Source organism: Bradyrhizobium brasilense (genome assembly GCF_029714345.1).
Lineage (GTDB): Bacteria > Pseudomonadota > Alphaproteobacteria > Rhizobiales > Xanthobacteraceae > Bradyrhizobium > Bradyrhizobium australafricanum.
Genome location: NZ_CP121669.1, coordinates 1,850,759 through 1,872,116, shown reverse-complemented (window position 1 = coordinate 1,872,116; position 21,358 = coordinate 1,850,759). Strand labels below are relative to the sequence as shown.

Sequence of the window (21,358 nt, the reverse complement as noted above, 5' to 3'; positions counted from 1 at the left end):
TGTCGCGCGCAGTGTTATCCTTCTCATCGCTCATCATTTATTCCCTTTCTTATGACGCATCGAAAACCAACGTGGCTCGTGAACGTATCCACCGCTTCCGCATGGCGCGCAGCCGGACGATAGCGACGGCAGTAGTTCGGCGCGCAGAGATGCGAGCCGCCTTTGAGAACCTTACGGGGAATTTTGATGCTGGGCAGAGACGGGTCGTGGCTGTCTTGCTCACGCCCGCCGCGTGGATTGTCCGGAATGCAACACGCCTTGGCCGCATCGGGCTCATGTCTGGTGGACCACCAATCTGCGGTCCACTCCCAGACGTTACCGATCATGTCATGGAGACCGTAGCCGTTTTCCGGGAACGCCATCACCGGCGAGGTGCGCGCGTGACCATCGCGGCTGAGATTTTCGTACGGAAAAGCGCCTTGCCAGGTATTCGCCATTGGCCTGCCGCCGGGCATGAACTCGTCGCCCCAGGCGAACTCGGCGTCGTCGAAGCCGCCCCGCGCGGCAAACTCCCATTCAGCTTCGGTCGGCAAGTCCTTGCCAGCCCATGTCGCATAGGCCTCAGCATCGCGATAGGCGATGTGGACCACGGGATGATCGTCGAGGCCGCTGATCGAACTGCGGGGGCCGTATGGCCGGCGCCAGTTGGCGCCAAATTTGATATTCCACCATTGCGACCAGTCGCGCAAATCGACCGGACGCCTCGGCGGCGTGAAAACCAGCGAGCCTGCCTTGAGCATGCGTGGCAGCGCACCCGGATAATCCCTGGGGTCAGGCCGTGTCTCCGCTGACGTCACGTAGCCTGTTGCGTTGACGAACTTGCGAAATTCGCGATTGGTGACCGGCGTCCGGTCCATCCAGAAGCCGCTCACCGAGACGCGATGGACCGGCGCCTCTTCGGCATAGTGCCTGTCAGAACCCATGCGGAACGTGCCGCCCGGAATCCAGACCATACCCCTCTCACTGGGCCCGTCCGACAAAGGTACGCCTGCCGCAACGGCAACGTCGTGCATGGGCTACTCGCAGAACGATTTCAAAGTTACTAGGGCCGCCCATCTCTCGGCGGCTTCCAAACGTCGGTTCAGCCGGGGAGGAGCGCGGCCTAACACCTTCGTCGGTCAACATGACAATCGAACATCTGAAGCGGTGGCACGTTCGCAGCGACACAACCGTCTAATATTGATCTAGATCAATCGGGCCAGGTCGCCGCGGCGCCACCGGCGCCGACATCAATTGGAAGAAGCCATGAGCGTATGGCTACGCTCGCCTGTTAACCATCGGCGATCGCTAGCGCCCCCAACGTTTAGCGGCTGCTCTCGCGCAGGATTCGGCGCGATCATATGCGATGGGCCCAAAACACCACCCTGCCCCACTCTCCGGCGGCTGGACGTTCGTGAGGATACTTCAGCCATGCAAAGACCCGTTCGCGTGATGGCCTAGAGAAGTAGCCCCAGCGCGGGGGCGTCGCTGGAGTTCGGCTTCCGTCGTTGTTCAATTGCCGCGGGGGGCAGTGCGGCCCGCCAATGGAGACCTGTTCCTGTGCTCCCCAAACAGGCCGCCCGCATTTCAAAAAGCGGGGCCACTAGGAACGCGCCTCCGAATTTCGCTTTGAAATGTTAGGAAATGAATGGGCGCGCTCAATGCCTCGGTATTACTTCGATTTAAAGGATGGCAACGGAACAACCCCTGACGAGGAAGGCCTCGATCTTCGGGATCTGGACGCGGCACAGGACGAGGCTGCGCGATCTTTAGGCGGCATGGCCCATGATGCCGTAGCGACCCTCAGCGGTAGCGGCGCTGAGCAAATGGAGATCGAGGTCCGGGACGACGCCGGCCCCGTTATGACGGTCCGCTTTTCCTTCGCGATCAGCCGCAAGAAAGTGAGCTAACCTCAAACTGCAAAAACGGCCCCAGCCCCCGGGAAGAGCACTGAGGCCGAGGGCTCTTCCCACTCGTCATCAAAGCGAGACTAGAACCGCGCCGGCCGTTCCCTGTTCCAAAAAAAGGCCCCAGCGAGGGGACTGGCTGGGGCCTAGACTGATTGCCGAACCGCTGTCCGCCAGGATGCAGCGGTCGTCATTTTAGGGCTGTAAAAATAGGAAATGAAAATCACCTGCCCCATGCCATTGAGAATCTTGGCAAAGTTGGGTTCCCGAAATAACCGAGGTGAATCTCGCGCCCGGCGGGAGCGCACTTTCTGTATCAATTTGTTACAGCCAGAAATCGTACTTTCTCGCAGGGCGAACACGCACCTGATGGTTCAGTCAGCGCGGGAACTTAGTTCCCTTTCCCGCGTTGCTTGTGCATCATCGGCCAAGGCCTTTTCTGTGGGCGCTGGTGACTGAGAGACACTCTCGTGCTCCCGCCTGCGAAGGGGAGGGAGTGTCTGATGCCGCATGTCAAGCTAGTCGCGCGTTTGCTGTCCGTCGTTGAGCTGTCCGAGCAAGACAAGGTCCGGCTCCAGCAGATGCCTCACATCATCAAAACATTTAGAGACGGCGACCGCGTCGCACGGCAAGGCGACGTGCCCGTGCATTGTGCCGTCGTCATGACTGGAATGCTGTCGCGTCGAAGGGTTGTTTCCGAACGCAATCAAATATCGTCCATCTACGTACCGGGGGACGTACCTGATCTCCATACGCTGCATCTGCCCGTTTTGGATCACGATCTCTGCAGCGAGGGGACCTCGACTGTGGCCTTCATATCCCATTCGCATCTCCGGCGGATGTTGAAGGAATCTCCGGGGCTGACAAACGCATTTTGGCGAGAGACCCTTATCCATGCAGCGATCTACCGAGAATGGGTCGAAAACCTGGGCTCAAGGGCGGCGCTGCCAAGAGTCGCGCATCTGTTCTGCGAGCTTGCCACCCGTTTTGAGATGGTGGGTTTGCTCGACGACGATACCTTCCGTCTTCCTTTAACGCAGCAAGACCTTGCGGATGCCTGTGGCCTCTCAACCGTCCATGTCAATCGCACAGTTCAGGAACTGAGAAAGATGGGATTGCTCGATTGGCGCGGACAAATCGCCTACGTGCTTCGGCGCGAGGAGCTTGAAACGGTGGCCGAGTTCAGCGCCGATTATCTCCATGCGCTAAAAGTCCCAAGTCCGCGCGCGATCATAATGGCAGCCGGGTGAACCGGCGCTAGGCAGCGCCGGCCCGAACCATATCCAGGCAGGGGAAGATCAAGAACCGGACGCACCCGGCAATGTCGCAGGAGTCGTGAGTGACCAAAGACGCATTTGATCAATGGTGGGAGTGGGCCACGAAGCCACGTAATTCAAACTTGGAGATCAACGTTAGCATCTGGCGCCCTGTCTCGACGCTCTCCCCCGAAGATCGGCTCGACCGCCAGAAAGTTAATGAAGCTGTGGCGAGGCACAAAGAAGAGCCCGACGCCGATTAGGCGCCAGCTTGTGTTCACTATTGAGCAAAATCGCTCCAGCGTCGTTGATGAGTTATCACCGCCAAGGCTCTGCTCGTAGGCGTCGGTGGTTGAGAGACCGAGAGCGCTCCCGCCTGCAAAGCCAAGGAGCACAGCCATGCCAATCCAAGCTGTTCATCGGGTTCACGATGAAGCCGCCCAAATATCCAAGCAGACCGCATTCGTCCGCGAACTCATTGCAAAGGCGGCTGAACTATTAAAAACTACCTCCGCCCGACACCTTCCTCGGCCGCAAAACGCACGATCCTTTCCCGCAAGAGGAGAGCCAGCACGGGAACCCGCAATCCTCATCTGCGTTTTCCCGGCAGTGTTTTGGCGGAGAGCCCGATGGCGTCGCCAATACCGCCTACAGACAAAAAGTATCTGTGCCCGATTTGTCGCGAGCTAGCGTTGATCCTTTCGGCAGCAACGCTTGCCTTCGCGTCCCGGACGATATCCGATCTCAGCTGCCCTAATGGGCACAGCATCAGATCACACCCGGGGGCAAGGTCGTAACTTCCTCAACATCCCGGCGTGAACGAAAGGGCGCTGGGAAAGTCTAGGGAGGGAAACAGGCGTGAAGGCATCAGGCCGAGCTACCGCCTGTCCAGAAGATCAGGCGGATTCTTTCGCCACTCGCGCCACTCCTGGAACGCGATGGCGATGGTGAGAACCGAGAGAACGATCATGAAGGCTGGAACTCCATCACATCCTGGCTTTGATGAAGTCGGCGAGATGGTTAGCGGCTCGCGCCAATGAAGCGGATGCTTCCTTCAGCTCATCCTGAGCCTTCTTCAAACCGCTCTTCCTGCTGGGTGAAATCTTTGTCCCCGCGCCCGTCGTCGGCGAAGATGCGTCGAAACTGATTGATGATCTGGTTCATCGCTTTGCCCGTATCTCTGAGGTCAGGGCTTCCAACGCGGTACGCGTGCTGTAAATGGCTTCGGCGAGGCGATCGGCAGCCAACACGCGCTTGTCATAGCTTTCGATCAGCTGGTTTTCGAGCAGCTGGATTCGGATATCCTTCTTCGCTTCGCGTTGCTCGGACTTGTAAAGCGAGTACACAAGAATGACGCAGATCAGGCCCGCAGGGCCGAGTTTCAATAGCTCCTGTGCCTAGTCCACTTCGCATTGCCCTACCGCTTACTGGTGGCCGGGAGAGCGCTAACACCATCGCAGAGCTCGCTGCGCCCGAAGGTCCCACCATTGGAACATTCCAGGCCTTACCCACTTGTTCCGAAATCCAGAACGAGATCACTATCGTGACGGACGAACTTGAATATCTAGCGCACCGATTGGTGATTATCGAGCAACCCGGCGGTGGGTTCTTGGTCGAAGTCACGCCGATCGCCGGCGGCCAAACCATCAGAACAATGACCTATCAACGCACTCAGGAAGCGATCGCTGCAGCGAAGCGGACAATCGACAAGCATCCCGAAGGCAGGCGACCTGCCAATCTGGCCCGGTCTTAAAGTGGCTGACCGCTCCTACTCCGACCCCGAGAAAGCCGCCCGCAGGATCATTGAGCACGCCCGAGCGTTCGAGCCGATCCAAGACGGCCGGATCTACATCGAGAAAATCAACTATCCGATACTCCACCAGGACAAGGCAACGCCGGCCGAGTATTGGGCCGGCCTGGAGTACGCCAAGGATCAGGGCTGGCTCGAATACCACGAGAGCGGGACGTTTGTGAGGATGCTGCAGGCCGGGAAACACTTGTTCGCCTGACCCACTGTCGTCGTCAGGTTACGTCTATCGCCTCTGCCGTTCTGACATGACGTACCAATATCCGGTCCCAACCGCAGCAGCCGCGCTGAGCACTCCGACGATTGCGACGACCCCTTCCACCAGTTCCATGCGGACCCTCATTATCCCAAAGAAACGGCCCCAGCGCGTGAATCTACACTGGAACTAAGGTTGCGTTATCCATGTGAGGTACGACCGTTCAGCCGATCAGAAGCCAGCCTAAGCTGACGATGAACGCTACGAGCGATATCCCCGCCAAGCCTAAAAGGCTGTACTCGACGCCATCTAAATCGGTCTTGAACATAATGTTCAAATCATTACGCCTCGGATCGGGCGAGCGCTTTAGCGTATGTCAGTCAGCTGAAATGTCCCATTCCAGGTTCCCGCCTTAGCTTATGTGATGGTTTTTGAAACGATTCCGGCGATCCCGCTTTTATTGCTCATGCAACAGGCGACCGAGGTTCATCTTGTCCGTGTGACAACCGATGAGGGCGAAGTCCAAATCTGGCTCGCTGCGACCTCGCGCGAAGAAGCGGTTGATCGCGTGCTGGATGAAATTCCGGAAGGATGGGCCGCAAGTATAATTCAGCGACAACTTGCCGCCGAGCACGTCGTGGCGCTCAACATGAGGCTCGGAGAAGTCCGCCGGCATCAGTTATCCTAATTCCCCTCAATAAGGGTCAGAACCGATCGACCGGTGCTGGGCCCGGTCTTCTCCATGCGTGAACGGTGTTCCGGCGGGGCTGGGAACGTCGTACCTTTTCATTTGTTAGCGCAACATCACCGCACGGCCAGCGGCATCTATCGGTGATGAGCTCGCCCCCGGTAGCGCCCCCGCCCAACACCAGCAGGGAGCAGCGCCATGACCAGCAAGCGGCGTCGTTTCAAGCAGACCCAGTCTCTGGAAGAACGTCTAGCCGACGAGGCGATGCGCCTGCGCTCGCAGGCCAAGGCACTCCCCCCATCAGCCAAAAAAGAAGCCCTGATTAGAAAGGCGCGGCAAGACGAGACAGCCGCTCATTTGACGGATTGGCTGATGTCTTCAGGTTTACGGGCGCCGATCTAGGCCGCGCGCCATGACCAACCAGCCCCAAATCGATTCCTGCTCGATGGCAGCGCGCATCTGTCTCGGCGTCGCGATCTTTAGCGCCACCATGCTCGCTGCGCTCTTGACCAGTATTATCGCCTTCTAGACGTGATCCATCCCCGGAACCCAGCCATCCTAACCTGCGTTAATCTCGCAACCGGAGGCGAGGCTATGTGGGATGATTACTGGTTCCAGTTTGCTCGCTATGAAGCCTTAATGCGCCGCATTGAGGCAGCCAACCAACGCGCTGCTGAACAGTTCGCTAGGTCTCAGGAGCAGATACGCTTGTCGTTTCGGCTTTTAGGAAAGCCAGACCCCTATTTGTCCCAAGACGACGCGAGAGAGTAAGGTCGCCTTCAGTTGGCTGTGGCACAAACTGCACTAGCGGCCCTCCAGCATCCAGAAATAGGATTTCAACCCCAACCGCAGGGGTTGTGTCATGAGTAGTGACCTACCTTTTAGCGCGCTCATCGTGGCGCTCGGGCTGAGCCCCATCGCGATAGTCGCTATCGCCCTATTGATGTGAAAAGCGAGTGTTTTCGGTAGCGTAGCCGTCGAGGTGGTTGTCGCTGTCAAGGCGGCATCCGACAACGGTGGATCGTGTCCGCCTCCGTACAACAAGCCTTCCATCTATTTATGCGCGCAACTCTCGCTGTACTCGCCGGTTTCATTCCCGCGTGGCCCTGACGCAAATGGCGCGATCACAGCTTTCTATCTTGGCGCTGGCGCTCCTGCGTTCATCGACAGGGCGCGCGCAGGACTTCAACCAAGCGATGCCGACAACAACGGCGGCCAAGTCTGATACCCCAAGAAACGGCCCCAGCACCCTTGGAGGCAGTGCTGAGGCCGTTCCTCATTCCCATTGCTTGCCGAGCCGCCGCTGTCGGTAATCGGGCTAGCCCCTCTGGGCCTCAAAAAATTGTCCTTAATAAAACCGCCCTGCCCAGTGCCCGGATGATCGAGCCAAAGCGTGAGCCAGTCAATTAACTTGCGTAAACCAAAGGTAAATAAATCGTCCGGATGCTTAACGCGGGGCGCCCTTCCGTCGCCTTTCGATCCGCCTCACGGCGTCTGCGATCCGGTGGAATACCGGGGTGAAGTCGGGAATGTCAGCCATCGCGACCAGCACGGCCCCAACCCAGAAGAAGGTGCCGGGCTGAAACATGGCGAGCACGCAAAGCGTCGCGACGAACGTGGCTTTAGTCTTCTGCTCCGCCGGCACCATTTGCGCCGGCATGCACAGGATGCGGAATAGGACAATTCCAACCCCATGAACAGGACTAGGAAAACGCCCATGCCCAACGTGAGCGCGTCGGTTTGACCTGGCTCGGTGACGAACCAAGGCAAATGCGCAGCATGCCGCTCCTCGACCATTCCACGAAGAGAGCTTGCTCATGGTGGCGATAATTGACCCAGATCAAGCGTAGGCATCCAGGGTTGGATGCAGGGTGTCCTAATTCTCCTCTGCGAGTGCCCTAACTAGGACAGCGCCCGATAGTCTGAGCGCCCGACGGTACACCGCCGGCTTTCGCATCTAGCGCACGGTTGACGCGTCGCATGAGTTCCACAAATATGGTCTCGGCATCGGGAGCCCAAAATGAAGGACATGCAGGCGCACTTAGAGAAGCTTCGCGTCGAAGCGGAAGAGTGCGAGCTGATCAGCAAGCTGGCGACCAATCCGACAAAGAAAGAGCTGTTTGCCAAGCTGGCGGCACGCCACCGGGAGCTAGCTGATGAGGTCGAGCGGACCATGAAGGCCTCAACCTAGGAAGTCCGCTACTCAGCGACGCGGGAGATTAAGGCCACCCTGCGCAAGTGGCCTTGCATGGCTCCATTCCTACAGTGGGACAATTTCCCGTAGCATCCCGGTGCAAGGACAGCACATCGATTTGCTATCCCATGCGTATGCCAAGCACCTTCACCCACAGGGGCGTCACGTTCGAAGTAAAACGCCTATATGATGATCAGTTCGAGATCATCATTGAGATCGGCGGAGAAACGACCCGCCATACCGTGCGCACACGATTGGCAGAACTGGCAAAGCGCCGGGCCGAGATGCTGATCGATCGTAAGCTGAAACCGAAAATTAGGCCTGTGTAGCCCACCCCAGTGGCGGCTCTTCGCAAAAACGGCCCCAGCGCAGTCCGAGCGCACCGAGGCCGAGTTGCCATGATTTCCTTCTCGCCAAAACCGGCACTCGGCCGTTTGGTTCCTATTTCCCGGTCGTCCTTCGAGAGGACTGGGCACCGAAAACCTGTTTCCGCTTTCTGATGACCGTGAGCCGGTTGCTTACCGCAGCTTCTGTGCGTCCCAGCTTCCGGGCGATCTCGAACTGCGTCATGGCTGTCTCTCGCATCAACTTTAGCAACTGCTGTTCGTCCTCTTCGGACCATGGCTTAGCGTGCAAAGCTCTCTCCGGCATCAACGATCACAGCGCGTGGATTGCAGCGGTTTGCATGGGATGGAAATATCCCAGGTTAATTAGGCCAGTCATCAAATATGTCGGGGTGCGATCCGACGGAGCTGTTGCTTACGCAACTGTCCAATTGCCACCTTTTCCCGAATATGCGCGTCAAGCAAGGAACCATCGAGAGGGGATCAGCGTCTAATTGGCGCTTCTGGTCAGCCAAGGTGCCCCCCCGACTGCCAGAGGAAAACCCGTATCGTTCGGGTTGGCGGCCCCCCGGTTGGGGCCGTTTTCAGTTCGCCGCGAAAGCCAAGTGGCGCTTGTCCAAAGTTGATCGTTACGATTCACATAGTTCAATGCCGGGCGCTCCATCCTTCGAGCTAATCGACGAGCTCGTATTTCGCAGAGGTGGTTGCAGATGGAATTTATTGGACGCCCGATGCGGGGACGTTTCCTCGTTCGGCAGGGTGGCAACGGATGGATGGTCTACGATAGCGAACTCAAGGGACCGGCGCAGATAGAAAAGAACGGCGCGTTCGCCGAGAAGCTGACAAAAGAGCAGGCTGAGACTTTGGCGAAGCTGTTTACGACTCGCGAAAACCGGCCTCTGATCAAAAAGGATGGCCCCAGCTCCCGGGGAGAGTGCTGAGGCCGGCAAGTAGTCCCACTCCTTAGTGGCGATTCAACGTCGCGGACTGCTGCTTGTTCCCCGAAGCGAAGCGGCCCCAGCGAGAGGACATGCCGAGGCCGATTCGGTGCCCCAGCGAGGTGCCAGCCGGGGCCGCTCCAAACTGATCGAGAATGTGCCCCGGGTCTTCGGGGGCAAGAGCCGGGGCACCTTCATTCGCCACTTCCGCTCCGGCCGAGGAGCGGCGATTGTTAACGACGCTTCGAAGGTGTCGTTCCTAACGCCGTCTTCATCGCCGACCCGAGGCCGCGGTACTGGCCGAAATAGGCCATCCCCCATTTCAAAACCGGTCACGGCATAGGAACGCTACTATGTTCAGCCGCATATAACGGTATGAGTGCCGACGATTATGCAGAGATGGCGGAGCACTATAGGCGGGCCAAGGAGGCGACCAAGGACGATTTCATGCGGCGCTTTCTGGAACAGATGGAGCGGAGCTTCCGCGTCCTGGCCGCAAGCGAGGCCGTGCTGGAGGGCTCCAGAGGGACGCAGGACGATCTGGAGAGGAAGCCCAGCAAGGGACCGTCAGACGAGTAAGCCGTATCACTACGGATATACTGCGGCCCCGTTTGAGCGCTTCATTCTCCATTGCCCACCTGAAATATATTGGCATTCGCCCGGCGCTGACGCGCCGGGCTTTTGCGTTGCGGGCCAGCTTGGCCATTCGCCAGATGCAAATAAGCCGCTCAAAAGAAAAGCGAGGGCCGGACCGTTTAGGACGACCGCTCAGCGTTCGTACACCGCAGGCCGGCCGCACAGCGCGTGTGGTGGTTCAAGACGTTCGCGATGAAAGTTTCTCAAATCTGTGATGGGGACTATGAACCGGTTGAAATGAAGATCGAACAGGACAAGGCCGTCCAACTGAGGCGGCCTTATCTCAATATGAGCATGGCAAGGCTTGCGACGAGTATGCAGGTGCTCAGTGCTACCGCCGTAAGCGAATGAGCTTTTAGCTGGTCAAGTTTACGTTCCATAGTCCTGCCCATCTACCCCGTTGCAGTGGGAGCTTAAGTTACAAAGTGAACACTTGTTCCTATGAGCGACTCCAGCAACTGGGGGCAAAAGTGCAATCTGTGCCAACGGCACAATTACGTTTCGGTAAGTCGGAGGGCCCGGCCAAAAATTTGTAGGTCGGCACCCAAGCTGAGTTCCAGATTTCGAGAATCGCCCGCACAACGAGCATTCAAAGCTGCTAATCTCCGCGCTAGACGGTTCCTAACTTGCATAGCATGCTGGTCCTAGCTGGCCTGATTACCAGATCGCGGCAAAGTCGAACTGAAACTAGGCCAGCCGAAGAGAAGCCGATACTGTCGCGGCCACGGATGGCACCGCTTCCGCGGTTGCTTTCTACTCAAGGCAGAAAAGGACCGACGCCGATTAGGGCGCGATCAGGCAGAGCACCGCCGGGTCAGGCATGGCGGCGGATTGGTTGAGCGCCGGAGTGCTCAACAGCCGCCAATTGCGCGTGAACGTAAGGCGCCGCCGATTTGGCAGCATCAAGCCGGGTGTCGCGGTTCAACTCTTCGTTCCGCATGACGCCGAGCATGTAATCCAGTGGCGTAAGGCAGAGGACTCAACCTTCTGCTGCAGCTCTTGGGTCTTTGTGTTCGGGACGCCAGCCTTGCGACCCGCGCCCTCTCGCTTTCCACCGCGGGCATCGTTTGATTTCGTTTCAAAAGCAAAACCCGCCGCGGCAGTGCCGGGCGGGCGCATCAATTCACTCAAGCTGATTTGAGATCAATATCGCATGTGCGACTGGAGGGCGAATAGGCCTACTCGTCCGGCCTGCTTTGTATCCTTCGGTTTGTCGCACCCTGCGTCACCCTCGCTGTTGCGTACCGAGTCCTTGTGCTGCCAATCGTTCGCCTGATCGCGCGAGACTTCGCCCTTTCCGATAGGTTCATGGGATCTTTAACCTTGGCCATTTAGATCGCCTTCTCGATTCGGCTTCAGCTTCCGGACGACGTGCAATTTTTCGATCGTAGGCGGCTGTAGGCCAGGCGACGTCAGCCAGTCGTTAATATGGGCTGCCGTTTCAGCCTGACGGGCTCGACGAAGATAGAGCTCGCGCTGTGCGCATGGCGGGAGGTGCGCGGCAGCTTCCCTGAAGCGAGCAGCCTCCTCAGCCAATCTCTCTTCGAATGTCTTGGTATGCTTCGTTCGATGGCGACGCTTGATGACCATAGCGCACTCCTTTCCGTTGCAAGAAGGCGGGAGCGCGGTGACGGCGATCTCATCACCGATAGATACCCAGGGCTGTGCGGTGATGAGGAATAAATACGAGGGGCAGCGGCGACTTTCTATATCCCACGTTATTCCCGTAAATAATTGTTTTCATTGAAAAATACTCAAACGATTAAAGATACTCATTCCCCTCCTAATGACACTCTCGCTATGCATTTGTCATGCTGCCTGATCTCGCCCATCTTCGCAGAAGATCATTATGCCAAAGCATGGTCGCGCCTCCTGAACGCAGCCAGCTCAACCGCCCGCTCCGTCGTCGCGCCCGGCGCCTCGTAATGGGCTTGATCTGATCTCAGCCGCAACATTTGTCGCCGCGATCGGCGATCTGGCTCGTTTCGAGAGTGCTCGCCATTTGATTGCTCGGCCTGGTGCCTTCGGAGCAGCCGAGTGGGGAGCGGATCCGGCGTGGTGGCATCACCAAAGCCGGCAACAGCGAGGCTCGGCGCATGCTCATCAAGGCCGCCTGGAGCTATTGCTATCCGCCTCGCATCGCGAAGGAGATGGCTGAAGCGATCGTCCGTCTTTCAAAGGCAGTCCGGGATATTGCCTGGAAGGCGCAGCTGCGGGTCTGCAAACGATATCGAACGCTGAGCGCTGCTGGAAATGAGCCAACCATTGTCGTGGCCGCAATCGCGCGGGAGCTCTGCGGCTTTGTATGGGCGATCGGCCAGAAGGTGAAGCCGGTGACAACGTAGTCAAGCTCGCGCCTGCCTGTTTGGCCGAGAGCAGGGCACTCGGTCAAGGCAACCCTCGAGAGCCCCATCGGACCGGCATTCGCGACCCGACGCCCGCACTAAGTCCGAGGTAGGCCTGCGACGAAAAACGTTCATGCGATCTCGACCGCGAATGGAAGATTGATCGACCGTCGCCATCGTCGTTCTGCCCCCGACCCGACAGCATTATCTTGCGATCGTACTCAACGCCGGACCTCCGGTGCGGTGACAGTCGCTTCGCGTCTTTCCTTGCAAAAGGGACATGGTGCTTTACTCCTGGGTCGATAGGTCACTACCCAGCGCGTCTCCTGCCATAGCTCTAGGTATGGAGCCTCAAGAGGTTGTTCCCGGTCAATCCGAACCTGCTGATCGGTGGCTTTGAGCCGATACTGCCATGAGGACGATGCCAGTTGTAGCGGTGAAGCCATCGCGGCAGCTCGGCTGCTCTTTCTGTTGAGGCGTTGTAGGCCTGCGCGTAGGCCCATTCTCGCAGGCAGTTCAATGTGACGGCCAAGACGGTCTCAAGAGAGACTATCGAACTGGATACGCCTTGCTGACGATCTCTGCAGTCGCGTCGCTCGTCGCACTGGCGGGCGGTCTGTTTGCGGCAGGGCTGGTGAGCTTCGAGCTGATTTCCTACCATCTGTCCAATTCGAAGATTGCCTCGAACCATTGGATCCCAGTTCTGCTGGCGATCTCGACAGCATTTGGCGTGCTCGCCACACATCGATGGCGGCACAGTTGTCGGCCCAGGCTTTTTTTCTAAGACGTCACAAAGCAAAAAAACTGAGATCAGCAGTGCCACCGCATAAGAGCTTGGTCTCAGTGCCTCGTTCGAATTGTGGTCAGTTCTACTCAGTTCGCATCACGCAGGGGCACCTCACGCCCAGTGCTCTCAGCGATCCGCCGTGCCACCTCAAGAGCCCGATCTTCATCGACAATTTCCAGAAAGATGAAGGAGCGCTTGTTTGTCGAGACCCCATCGCATCCCCTAGCGGATTTCCAATTGCTTGATCGCGTGAGCCGAAATCTCTGCTGGATCAGTGATATCGGTCTGTGCGACCTTGATGATTGTCTTCGCGATCATTTCCGTGAGTGGGTCGTCGCGATCCTTGACGCAGAGAGCACGTAGAGTTTGCTCGTAGGCTGTCACGATGCGGCTGATCTCGGTCGGCTTCATCTGCCGGATTTGCGTATGCAGATAGATAGACATTTATCCTCCGAGCCCATGTAGGTTGTCAAAGTCACTGCGCCATGGGAATCCTCGTGGTCGCAGAAAATGACGATCTTCGCAGTCATTGTCGTACCGATCCTGCTCAGTCCCTTTTTGGTTCGCCAACATGCGGACGGTTGTTAAGCCTCCAGCGACCCTTTGACTCAGCGGATCGGCTAACATCTGAGTCAAATTATTCAAATCTCATCCATACCCGCAGCCGTCAGAACGGGGAGCGTGTCACGGATTTCGATGTAGCCCATTTGAGTGAGCTTCTGGACATCGGCCGGATCGAGCGGGCTGACGATAAAGCGCCTGGCTCTGATGTCCCGCAAGACCCAGCGAAGTCGGATGGCTTCGTCCAGGGGCAAGCTCTTCAATTCACCCATGCGGCCATGTCATCCTTTCTGTCACGCTGCGCGAGCGGGTTGCTCAGGCTGCCGACGCTTGTCCAGCAGCAACTGCTCTTCGTTGATGCGTTGGCGAAAACGCTCGCGCTCCCGTTCCGAGGTCGCGGTAGCCAGCAGATACTGGTAGTGGCCGATGATCTTCTCGCTGCCGCGAATAAGTTTCTTTTGAAGGTCGATCATGGCTGGCTTTCTCCCGATGTTCTGGCAGCCGGGATTGACATCAGGCATGTACCGATGGGGGTTACATCAGACGCCACGCGTTGCACGGCTTCGAGCTCCTCTGCGAGGCGTCTTTCGATGAATTGACGCTCCAACTCGGTGAGCCGGGTTTTCAGTAGCCGCCGATAACGCCAGATGTTGTTACGGTGCGCTCGAAGTTGCTCGAGCCGCTGATCGATCAATCTGGAGTGTCGCTTCTCCATCGGGCCGTATCTTGAGGACCAGCGGGCTTCAATCCTGTCGACGACTTGCTTGGGCAGCGTGATGTCGGTCATGGCAACCTCCTATGCGGCAACAGGACGCGCCGTCGAGCGCAGACGGGCTGACTTGCCTTCCGGCAGTGGGCGTAGATCGCCGTCGAGACTGCGACGTGCAGCCGGGATCGCGTCGACGCGAAGGGGCGCTAACAGTCCCTTCGACGAGCACAAGGTAAGATTGGATGGAATGGCGGCGACCTCGGAAGCTCGGCACGCGAGAATGGCTCGGCTTTCAGCCATGTTCAGTAAGGTATCCGCGAATAGATCCCGCGGACGTTCGAATCGTCGCTCGTTTGAGATCAATAACTTCACAGCGTCCAGAGTGTTATACGCGGTCGTCGGCCGCATGGTTGCCTCCGTTCTGTAGACGATATCAATGTGAAGGTCGCGTGCCGGATTTTCGGCACGCGGCCGGGTCAGGCAGCAGATTCGAGCTGTCGGGGCGACTTCGTCGACATTGCGTTAATCGCGATCCGCCGCGGCTTCATGGCCTCAGGAATCTCGCGCGCAAGCTCGATCTTTAGAAGCCCGTTGTCGAATGCAGCACTCTTTACCTGAACGTAGTCGGCCAGGCTGAACTGCCGCTTGAACCTCCGGGTCGAGATCCCCTGGTACAGGTATTCGCGCTCGGCCTGTTCGAGCTTGTCCCCTTCGATCGTGAGGACGTTCTGCTCGGCCGTCACCGAAATCGCGTCAGGCGAGAAGCCTGCGACTGCAAGCGCAATCTGATAGCGGTCCTCGGCCAGCCGTTCGATATTGTAGGGGGGATAGTTGTCGTCGCCACCGGTCCGGTTGGCTATTTCGGCAAGATCGAAAAGACGATCGAAGCCGATAGTCGAGCGGAAGAGAGGGGATAGGTCGTATGTGCGCATAGCCAAATCCTCCAGAGAGCAAGATGGATATGAACGGCACCGGTACACAACCGGCACCCGTCTTGCCTGGGCCCTAAAGGGCGCCCAGACACCGCCCCAAAGCGGGCTGGCTCAGCAAAAATTATGCGGCGGAGTAACGGCGTCAAGAGCCGCTTTGAGAAAAAATTTGCGATCTGCCGGCGGTCCGACCCGCCAATGGCTGGCGAGCGAAAGCATCGCGCAGTCGAGGCGCGCCTGCTCGCCGATGAACCGAAGACCTTGAGCCTGCCCGTAGGATCTGAAGCGATTTTCATTTGGTGCACCGTCAGTGTTGTTGCTCATGGCAAGAGCTATACCTCTAGGGTCGATGGGTTGGCGCATCCGGCGTTCGCAAGGGATCGCGCGGGACTTAAAACGTTAGAGGCTAGCTGCAAGCAAGGGTTGCGCGCCGGCTGCGCAACCGATCTCGCATGGCGCGTGCCTTCGTGATAAGCCCGTTTGCACGGCAGCCGACTCCAGAGCAAATGGAAATACCGCAATGGGGCCGGCACGCCATCAGACGGCCTCCCACGACGAGTGATTTACCGTGGACGGCGCCGTTCTCTCGTTGTCTTGATCCGGATCAAGAAATCCAGGTCCCCGCGGCCAAAGTGCAAACTTCTCCGGCCCCCGCGATGTCCCCGTATTGAGTGGTCTCCCGACCCGGCTGAGATGGCCGGTGTGCCCTCGCGAGCCAACTGCCCGAACTCGGTTCCGGTGCGCGGGCCGGAATAACCCGACTAAAACCAAGCCCAAAAATTTTTGCGAACGCTCTTGAAACTGATCGCCGTTTTTCTAATTTGATTTTTGCCGCTTACGGGCGGTGCCGGGCGCCAGGCTGGGCTCGGCAAAGCAACCAGGGCGCCGGACAGGTGTCTTGCACCGAACGTCTTGCGCTCCTTCGTATCCATCTTGCTCTCTGGAGGACTTGGCTATGAGGACATATGATTTCACTCCCCTGTGGCGTTCGAGTATTGGATTCGACCGCCTCTTCGACCTTCTCGACGAAACCCAGCACCGATCCGAAGACAACTACCCGCCCTACAATATCGAGCGGCTCGGAGAGGACCGTTACCAGATCTCGGTCGCACTGGCCGGCTTCAACCAGGACGAGATTTCGGTGACGGCTGAGCAGAACGTGCTGACCGTGGAAGGGCGCAAGGGCGACAAGGACCAGCACGAATACCTCTATCGGGGTATCTCGGCGCGTCCGTTCAAGCGACAGTTCAACCTCGCCGACTACGTGCAGGTCAAGTCGGCGATGGTCGAAAACGGTCTGCTGCGGATCGAGCTCCTGCGCGAAATCCCCGAGGCCATGAAGCCTCGGCGTATTGCCATCGGAAGTGGCGCTCCTGGCGGACAAATCACGCAGAAGGCGGCCTGAGCCCGCTTCCTATTGGGCCAAAACACGCACGGACGGTAACCGTCCGTGCGCTGACCAGCTGCATGTCAAGTTAAGGAGGATATCATGGGTATTCGGGATCTCGTTCCCTGGGGCAAAGGGCAAGAACTCTCAACCGGACGAGAGGCATTCGATCCGTTTCTCACGCTTCACCGTGAGATGAACCGTCTGTTCGATGACGCCTTTCGCGGCTTCGGCTCATTCGGTCGCATCAACGCTCCGTTGATGGAGGGCCAGTTTAGTTGGCCACGCCTTGAACTGAATGAAACCGATAAGGAGGTTACGGTTTCCGCCGAGCTTCCAGGCCTCAGCGAAAAGGATGTCCAGGTTGAAATCGCCAACGGCATCCTTTCAATCCGGGGTGAAAGGAAAGCAGAACGCAGCGACGATTCCAAGTTCGTCAGCGAGCGATATTACGGCTCTTTCGAGCGCCAGATTCCGCTTGATGGCGTCGAGGAAGATAGGGCGAAGGCCGACTTCAAGGACGGCGTCCTCACCGTGACGCTACCGAGGTCCGAGCAGTCACGGTCGAACGTCAAGCGTATCGCGATCAACAGCAACTAAGGCCAGAGGTCGGCGGCGTACGACCGTCGCCGACCTCTATATCCAAGCCTTTAGCAACGCGTCTCTGGGCGAAAGGAGAAACAGGAGGCACGACATGAGCCATGTCAATCGCAATGCCAACAGCAATGCGTCGCTATTTCATTCAGTATCTCACTATAATTCACCCGGCGATGTATTGAATGACGCTCGGCTCTCGACAGACGAGAAGCGAGTCATCCTATCGTCCTGGGCATCGGATATGTACATCGTCGAATCCCAGCCGGCTCTTCGGGAGGTGCCCGGCATTCCGCATCGGTTGCGCCTCGCCGATATCCTGGCGGCGCTGAAGCGGCTGGACGACGAGGAGGATCCGCCGCCGCGCGGTGGAATGGCGATGCAGCTGCCTCGGTTGAGCAAGCCGGTGCCCGCCGTTTGCGATTCCGAACGACATGCTGCGACGAAGCGGCATCGGCCGTTGAGAGTATCCCGCGCGGATGCTCGGTGGACTCGCGAAGCAAATGTACGGCGGTACCGGCGGCTGTTGGACACTCAACTGACTGACGCCGAACGCAACTTCATCAGGCGGCGTCTTGTCGAGGAATTAAAGGGCTTGATCGCCTCCCGGAGCGAGCGTCGTCATAAAAACTGAGCCTGGGACCGCGCAGTGTACGATTAAACTGTCGATGGAGGCAGGAAAAGATGGCAGCAGATCCTTTAGCTCAAGCGAAGATGGGTGTGGAGGCCCTTGCACTGTGTATCGCAGGTGTCTTGTGCGAACGTGACCCATCGCTTTTGCCCGTATTCCAAGAAAGTGCGAGGACGCTTCATCGCATTCTCGATGATCGTGGAGATCATGAGGCGGCAGCAATGATCGGCGCGTTTGGTCGAGCACTAGTCAAACGTTCTCCAATCCCAAATTGACAATGGTGACCCTAGCACTCCCATCGCTCGTGGGCTAAAGCCTACCACTCGAGCTACGCCGAAATCTGCCGCATCGCCTCCAGTCTTTTCATTGGTGACCTCCGGTGAGCATGTTCGCGCCAGAGTTCTGACCAGCTGTTCATAGGCGCGTCGTTCCTGCGGAGAGACTGGACGGCGGTGGGTTGCCGGCCTTGAGGGCCTTGTCGACGTCGGCTGGAACGGTGGCGGGCATGTTGGTGTGGATGGCAAGCAATCCCGCAGGTGCCTGTAAGCCCATCTGGTCGACGACAAACGCTCCCCAATCGCCTCCCTGTTCGCCGCAACAGCCCGGGCCCCGATGGCGTGTCTTCCGCGCCCGCGGCCAATTCTACACACAAAACGCGAAAACGGCCCCAGCTTGGGATCGCTGAGGCCGTCGTGTCGTCTGCTGGGGGCGCGGGCGCCGGTGAGCAAGAGCCACCTCGGTTCAGGCAGAATGCCGGTACATCCGCGGCAGCCTGAATTGCACTCGACGTCGCAGCGCACTTGCCGAGGGCCTCGGGGGGACGCATACAAGCGACCCCGGCGCTGGGGGCACCAGGGTCGCCACTGAACTCCCGGTCGGGGGGGCACCTGATCGCGGGAGCAACGAATTGACTCTTCGCATTCCCACTTGTTCCCGAGCCGTTAGCAAATCAGCAACGTGATCGGCGCAGGCTTCTCTGAGGGACGGGACCGTTGGGGACGCAGCACGGTCACGTTTCGGAGGAGCTGGCGCACCGGCCCTGAGCGTCGGCTCCTCTTTTGGACCTTGTGTGAGTTAGGCAACAGCCGTCACTCCGGGTACCTGCTAAGCAAGTGACGTTGGGAATTTCAGGGCCCTAGCGCTGGGAATGACAGGGCGCCGCCGGGACAAACCATTTCGGGCCCGGCGGCGTAGTTTTTGAGATTTGCCGCGCTGACGCATGAGAGGCGTCTCGAGAATGTCTGGCGACAAGATTGCTACAAAGACCGTGCTGTTAGCGCTGGCCATAGGCATTGCCATATGGGCAACTATGGGGGCGCCCGAGCCAGGCACAAACTCGCCGATGCACGTCGCCAGCAGGCGATGAGGCCCTGCCTGCCCGTCTGGCGGTTTAGTCGCCTTGGGAGATTGGGCGCCGTCGCTTTAGGTCGGCGTCATTCGAGCGGTAGAGAAAGCGCGGGCAGCGGCTTATTGCCCTGCTCGCAACCTGTTCGCCCCTTGAGCGGTAGAACCGGCGTTGAGGCATCCGCCGCAGTCCGGCCCATGAAATGGGTTAGATTAACGCCCGATGACCACTCCACATAACCAACGGCCGAAAAGGCGAGCGCTCCCACGACGAGAACACTGAGCACTGAAGCGGCGGCTGCTGACGCCAAGCTTTGGCTGCTGAAAAACGGCATCATGATTCTCCGACACCGAGTTGCCACCCATCGGTGCGTTAGGCCGACTCGCGATGATCGCGTGTGAACGGCCTCACATATCACGCGCACTTGATGCGTCATTGGCCCGTGGCACGGCCCCTGCAGTTTGCTTAGTGCTAGGAATTTCAGCGTCCCAGTTCAGGAAGGAACGCCGCCGGGCGTGTATTTTTGAGACCGGCGGCGTTTTTTCTTGAACCAGCGCGAGCTAGCCCGTTTCAGGCCGCCTCGTCGTCTTCATCTTGCTGCTCGACGTTCGGCCACTCGGGAAGGATCATATGCATATTCTCGTGGAGCTCGAAAACTCTTTCATTGGCCGGCGGCGCGACGGCTAGCGCTTCAGTGGCAGCTTCGACCCAAGGCGTCGGTCAAGCCCAGAGCCTACTCCTTCTTAGGTAAGAAATATTTACGTACCGCCGCAGTCTTCAACTCGTCAGGATTTTGCACTTTACATCCTGGGGCTAGAGCCAACGGCCCGTGTGTATTTTAAGCGGGCGGCGTCGCGCCCTGATCCAGGCAAACCACCTAAAGCCGGAAGCGGCCGCCATCGAGTTGGTGGCCGGGAGAGCGCTGACACCAACGCAGAGCTTGCTGCGCCCGGAAGACCAACCTCGACATTTGGAACATTCCGGGCCTTACCCGCTTGTTCCGAAATCCAGAACGAGATCACCAATGGTGATTATCGAGCAACCCGGCGGCGGGTTCTTGGTGGAAGCCACGCCGATCGCTGGCGCACAAACGATCAGAACAATGACCTATCAACGTACCCAGGAAGCGATCGCTGCAGCGAACGGACAATCGACAAGCATCTCGAAGTAGGGGACCTGCCAATCTGGCTCGCTATTAGTGGCTTTGGCAGCGGAAGTTCCATGCAACCCCTCGGGGCTGAGTCGGCGGCTCTCCGCCGATTTGAACCCAAGACATTAAAACAATAAGTCCTAGCGTCTGCGAGGAGCGCTTTGGACGCGCGGTTTTGTAGCCTATTCGGGCTACGTGCATCCGGCATAAATTGCGCTTTCAGCGAGAGACGCCCGGGCTTAAGCTATGTGACAAATGCTGCACTGTCGGGGTGTGCCATGGCCGAAACATTCGTCCGCGTAGGTATCGTCCTCTTGGGGCTTTGCCCTTTCGCAATCGTTGCAATTGCTCTGCTCGTGCAAAGCTGACACGGTTTCATTCGCGAGTCGGCCGGAGCGAACCGGCCGAGACAGCGGCCCCAGCGACAGCCTCTTGGCCCCCAAAGGTTGCTGCGGCCGTTTGTAACTCTCTAAATTCATAGCAATGAAACACGTTGGCGACCGCCCCTACTCCGAATCCGAAAAAGCCGCGCGCAGGATCATGGAGCACGCGCCTTCGAGCCGATCCAGGATGGCCGGATCTGCATCGAAGAGATCAACTATCCGATGCTCTACCAGGACAAGGCGCCGCCGGCTGAGTATTGGGCTGGCTTGGAGTACGCGAAGGATCGGGGCTGGCTCGGGTATCACGGTCTCGCGGCCCGCGTGCCGGACCTGGACCTCGGGCAGCACTTGGTGCTGCGGGACGAAACGGGCTGGCAGCTGACCGACGCCGGCCGCGAGATCCTCAGTGTTGCGGAATCGTCGGCCCCCCAGCCGGTCGCGCCGGAGGTCTCAGCTGTATCCGCGCCGCAGCCCGATGCACTGACCGCCCTCCGCCACGCCTGCTCGAAAGCGCGATCCCGGCACAGCGACCGAGCAGACGCGAGGGGCAACGGCGCATCGACAACGGCGGCAGCTGGAGCGGTCGGCTGAG

General features: G+C 58.5%; 29 protein-coding genes and 3 pseudogenes. 19 read left to right on the top strand and 13 right to left on the bottom strand.

Annotation, left to right across the window (positions count from 1 at the left end; all coding sequences use genetic code 11):
* Positions 1 to 23: 23 nt before the first annotated feature.
* Entirely contained in the window at positions 24 to 953 is a 930-nt protein-coding gene (locus QA635_RS08625; protein ID WP_341850421.1) for a formylglycine-generating enzyme family protein, read from the bottom strand.
* Positions 954 to 1,640: 687 nt separating this feature from the next.
* Between QA635_RS08625 and QA635_RS08620 the strand changes: the two genes are divergently transcribed.
* The 3 genes from QA635_RS08620 to QA635_RS08610 all read left to right on the top strand — a co-directional run bounded on the left by QA635_RS08620 (position 1,641) and on the right by QA635_RS08610 (position 3,405).
* A complete protein-coding gene (locus QA635_RS08620) occupies positions 1,641 to 1,889 on the top strand; it encodes a DUF6894 family protein (RefSeq protein WP_283068338.1) in 249 nt (82 codons plus the stop codon).
* Between the two features lie 500 nt (positions 1,890 to 2,389).
* The gene (locus tag QA635_RS08615; RefSeq protein WP_283068337.1) at positions 2,390 to 3,136 is read left to right on the top strand and encodes a Crp/Fnr family transcriptional regulator; all 747 of its coding nucleotides are present in this window, start codon (positions 2,390 to 2,392) and stop codon (positions 3,134 to 3,136) included.
* Between the two features lie 89 nt (positions 3,137 to 3,225).
* On the top strand, positions 3,226 to 3,405 hold the full coding sequence (locus tag QA635_RS08610) for a hypothetical protein (protein WP_283068336.1): 180 nt from the start codon (positions 3,226 to 3,228) through the stop codon (positions 3,403 to 3,405).
* A gap of 897 nt (positions 3,406 to 4,302) precedes the next feature.
* On the opposite strand, the gene QA635_RS08605 is transcribed toward QA635_RS08610, so the two are convergent.
* Entirely contained in the window at positions 4,303 to 4,527 is a 225-nt protein-coding gene (locus tag QA635_RS08605) for a hypothetical protein (protein WP_283068335.1), read from the bottom strand.
* A gap of 158 nt (positions 4,528 to 4,685) precedes the next feature.
* Between QA635_RS08605 and QA635_RS08600 the strand changes: the two genes are divergently transcribed.
* The 4 genes from QA635_RS08600 to QA635_RS08585 all read left to right on the top strand — a co-directional run bounded on the left by QA635_RS08600 (position 4,686) and on the right by QA635_RS08585 (position 6,235).
* Complete coding sequence (locus QA635_RS08600) at positions 4,686 to 4,895, top strand: hypothetical protein (protein WP_225160057.1); 210 nt, start codon at positions 4,686 to 4,688, stop codon at positions 4,893 to 4,895.
* A gap of 1 nt (position 4,896) precedes the next feature.
* Positions 4,897 to 5,151, top strand: coding sequence for a hypothetical protein (locus QA635_RS08595; RefSeq protein ID WP_283068334.1), 255 nt, complete (start codon positions 4,897 to 4,899; stop codon positions 5,149 to 5,151).
* A 418-nt stretch (positions 5,152 to 5,569) separates the two neighbouring features.
* Positions 5,570 to 5,833, top strand: a complete 264-nt coding sequence (locus QA635_RS08590; protein WP_283068333.1) for a hypothetical protein — start codon at positions 5,570 to 5,572, stop codon at positions 5,831 to 5,833.
* Positions 5,834 to 6,031: 198 nt separating this feature from the next.
* On the top strand, positions 6,032 to 6,235 hold the full coding sequence (locus QA635_RS08585; protein WP_283068332.1) for a hypothetical protein: 204 nt from the start codon (positions 6,032 to 6,034) through the stop codon (positions 6,233 to 6,235).
* Positions 6,236 to 7,280: 1,045 nt separating this feature from the next.
* Here the strand turns inward: QA635_RS08585 and QA635_RS08580 are convergent.
* Positions 7,281 to 7,493, bottom strand: coding sequence for a hypothetical protein (locus QA635_RS08580; RefSeq protein ID WP_283068331.1), 213 nt, complete (start codon positions 7,491 to 7,493; stop codon positions 7,281 to 7,283).
* Positions 7,494 to 7,853: 360 nt separating this feature from the next.
* Here QA635_RS08580 and QA635_RS08575 point away from each other — a divergent pair, with 360 nt between their 5' ends.
* Together QA635_RS08575 and QA635_RS08570 are read left to right on the top strand one after the other, a co-directional pair.
* Entirely contained in the window at positions 7,854 to 8,024 is a 171-nt protein-coding gene (locus tag QA635_RS08575; protein WP_176937075.1) for a hypothetical protein, read from the top strand.
* Between the two features lie 131 nt (positions 8,025 to 8,155).
* Positions 8,156 to 8,356 (top strand): hypothetical protein, encoded by a 201-nt coding sequence (locus QA635_RS08570; protein ID WP_283068330.1) that lies wholly within the window; start codon positions 8,156 to 8,158, stop codon positions 8,354 to 8,356.
* Positions 8,357 to 8,468: 112 nt separating this feature from the next.
* Here QA635_RS08570 and QA635_RS41950 read toward each other — a convergent pair whose 3' ends face one another.
* Positions 8,469 to 8,597, bottom strand: a complete 129-nt coding sequence (locus QA635_RS41950) for a hypothetical protein (protein WP_482151237.1) — start codon at positions 8,595 to 8,597, stop codon at positions 8,469 to 8,471.
* A gap of 484 nt (positions 8,598 to 9,081) precedes the next feature.
* On the opposite strand from QA635_RS41950, the gene QA635_RS08565 reads away from it, so the two are divergent.
* The 4 genes and pseudogenes from QA635_RS08565 (at position 9,082) to QA635_RS08550 (ending at position 12,290) form a co-directional block, all read left to right on the top strand.
* Entirely contained in the window at positions 9,082 to 9,312 is a 231-nt protein-coding gene (locus QA635_RS08565) for a hypothetical protein (protein ID WP_283068329.1), read from the top strand.
* A gap of 372 nt (positions 9,313 to 9,684) precedes the next feature.
* Positions 9,685 to 9,888 carry a hypothetical protein gene (locus QA635_RS08560; RefSeq protein ID WP_283068328.1) on the top strand — a complete coding sequence of 68 codons (204 nt, stop codon included), beginning with the start codon at positions 9,685 to 9,687 and terminating at the stop codon, positions 9,886 to 9,888.
* Positions 9,889 to 11,963: 2,075 nt separating this feature from the next.
* Positions 11,964 to 12,014, top strand: a pseudogene (locus tag QA635_RS41740) (hypothetical protein); the annotation flags it as partial.
* Between the two features lie 27 nt (positions 12,015 to 12,041).
* Complete coding sequence (locus tag QA635_RS08550; protein WP_283068326.1) at positions 12,042 to 12,290, top strand: hypothetical protein; 249 nt, start codon at positions 12,042 to 12,044, stop codon at positions 12,288 to 12,290.
* Between the two features lie 337 nt (positions 12,291 to 12,627).
* Here QA635_RS08550 and QA635_RS08545 read toward each other — a convergent pair.
* Positions 12,628 to 12,801, bottom strand: a pseudogene (locus tag QA635_RS08545) (integrase core domain-containing protein); the annotation flags it as partial.
* A gap of 57 nt (positions 12,802 to 12,858) precedes the next feature.
* On the opposite strand from QA635_RS08545, the gene QA635_RS08540 reads away from it, so the two are divergent.
* Positions 12,859 to 13,074 carry a hypothetical protein gene (locus QA635_RS08540; RefSeq protein ID WP_283068325.1) on the top strand — a complete coding sequence of 72 codons (216 nt, stop codon included), beginning with the start codon at positions 12,859 to 12,861 and terminating at the stop codon, positions 13,072 to 13,074.
* A 225-nt stretch (positions 13,075 to 13,299) separates the two neighbouring features.
* On the opposite strand, the gene QA635_RS08535 is transcribed toward QA635_RS08540, so the two are convergent.
* The 6 genes from QA635_RS08535 to QA635_RS08510 all read right to left on the bottom strand — a co-directional run bounded on the left by QA635_RS08535 (position 13,300) and on the right by QA635_RS08510 (position 15,600).
* Positions 13,300 to 13,521: a hypothetical protein gene (locus QA635_RS08535; RefSeq protein WP_283068324.1), complete on the bottom strand. Its 222-nt coding sequence runs from the start codon at positions 13,519 to 13,521 to the stop codon at positions 13,300 to 13,302.
* A 197-nt stretch (positions 13,522 to 13,718) separates the two neighbouring features.
* Entirely contained in the window at positions 13,719 to 13,910 is a 192-nt protein-coding gene (locus QA635_RS08530) for a hypothetical protein (RefSeq protein ID WP_283068323.1), read from the bottom strand.
* 21 nt (positions 13,911 to 13,931) lie between these two features.
* Positions 13,932 to 14,111: a hypothetical protein gene (locus QA635_RS08525; protein ID WP_028344371.1), complete on the bottom strand. Its 180-nt coding sequence runs from the start codon at positions 14,109 to 14,111 to the stop codon at positions 13,932 to 13,934.
* Positions 14,108 to 14,425, bottom strand: a complete 318-nt coding sequence (locus QA635_RS08520) for a hypothetical protein (RefSeq protein WP_283068322.1) — start codon at positions 14,423 to 14,425, stop codon at positions 14,108 to 14,110. Before QA635_RS08520 ends, QA635_RS08525 begins: the two co-directional genes overlap by 4 nt.
* Positions 14,426 to 14,823: 398 nt before the next feature.
* Positions 14,824 to 15,279, bottom strand: a complete 456-nt coding sequence (locus QA635_RS08515) for an Hsp20 family protein (protein ID WP_283068321.1) — start codon at positions 15,277 to 15,279, stop codon at positions 14,824 to 14,826.
* Between the two features lie 111 nt (positions 15,280 to 15,390).
* On the bottom strand, positions 15,391 to 15,600 hold the full coding sequence (locus QA635_RS08510; RefSeq protein WP_283068320.1) for a hypothetical protein: 210 nt from the start codon (positions 15,598 to 15,600) through the stop codon (positions 15,391 to 15,393).
* A 631-nt stretch (positions 15,601 to 16,231) separates the two neighbouring features.
* On the opposite strand from QA635_RS08510, the gene QA635_RS08505 reads away from it, so the two are divergent.
* From QA635_RS08505 to QA635_RS08495, 3 genes are all read left to right on the top strand, one after another.
* Complete coding sequence (locus QA635_RS08505; RefSeq protein ID WP_283068319.1) at positions 16,232 to 16,681, top strand: Hsp20 family protein; 450 nt, start codon at positions 16,232 to 16,234, stop codon at positions 16,679 to 16,681.
* Between the two features lie 84 nt (positions 16,682 to 16,765).
* Positions 16,766 to 17,263 carry an Hsp20/alpha crystallin family protein gene (locus QA635_RS08500; RefSeq protein ID WP_229189890.1) on the top strand — a complete coding sequence of 166 codons (498 nt, stop codon included), beginning with the start codon at positions 16,766 to 16,768 and terminating at the stop codon, positions 17,261 to 17,263.
* Between the two features lie 94 nt (positions 17,264 to 17,357).
* Positions 17,358 to 17,891, top strand: coding sequence for a hypothetical protein (locus QA635_RS08495; protein ID WP_283068318.1), 534 nt, complete (start codon positions 17,358 to 17,360; stop codon positions 17,889 to 17,891).
* Between the two features lie 395 nt (positions 17,892 to 18,286).
* Here the strand turns inward: QA635_RS08495 and QA635_RS08490 are convergent.
* Together QA635_RS08490 and QA635_RS08485 are read right to left on the bottom strand one after the other, a co-directional pair.
* Positions 18,287 to 18,476 (bottom strand): annotated as a pseudogene (locus QA635_RS08490) (epoxide hydrolase); the annotation flags it as partial.
* An 845-nt stretch (positions 18,477 to 19,321) separates the two neighbouring features.
* Positions 19,322 to 19,570 (bottom strand): hypothetical protein, encoded by a 249-nt coding sequence (locus QA635_RS08485; RefSeq protein WP_229189888.1) that lies wholly within the window; start codon positions 19,568 to 19,570, stop codon positions 19,322 to 19,324.
* 687 nt (positions 19,571 to 20,257) lie between these two features.
* Here QA635_RS08485 and QA635_RS08480 point away from each other — a divergent pair.
* Together QA635_RS08480 and QA635_RS08475 are read left to right on the top strand one after the other, a co-directional pair.
* Complete coding sequence (locus tag QA635_RS08480; RefSeq protein WP_283068317.1) at positions 20,258 to 20,404, top strand: hypothetical protein; 147 nt, start codon at positions 20,258 to 20,260, stop codon at positions 20,402 to 20,404.
* Positions 20,405 to 20,988: 584 nt separating this feature from the next.
* Positions 20,989 to 21,357, top strand: coding sequence for a hypothetical protein (locus QA635_RS08475; RefSeq protein WP_283068316.1), 369 nt, complete (start codon positions 20,989 to 20,991; stop codon positions 21,355 to 21,357).
* Position 21,358 lies beyond the last annotated feature (1 nt).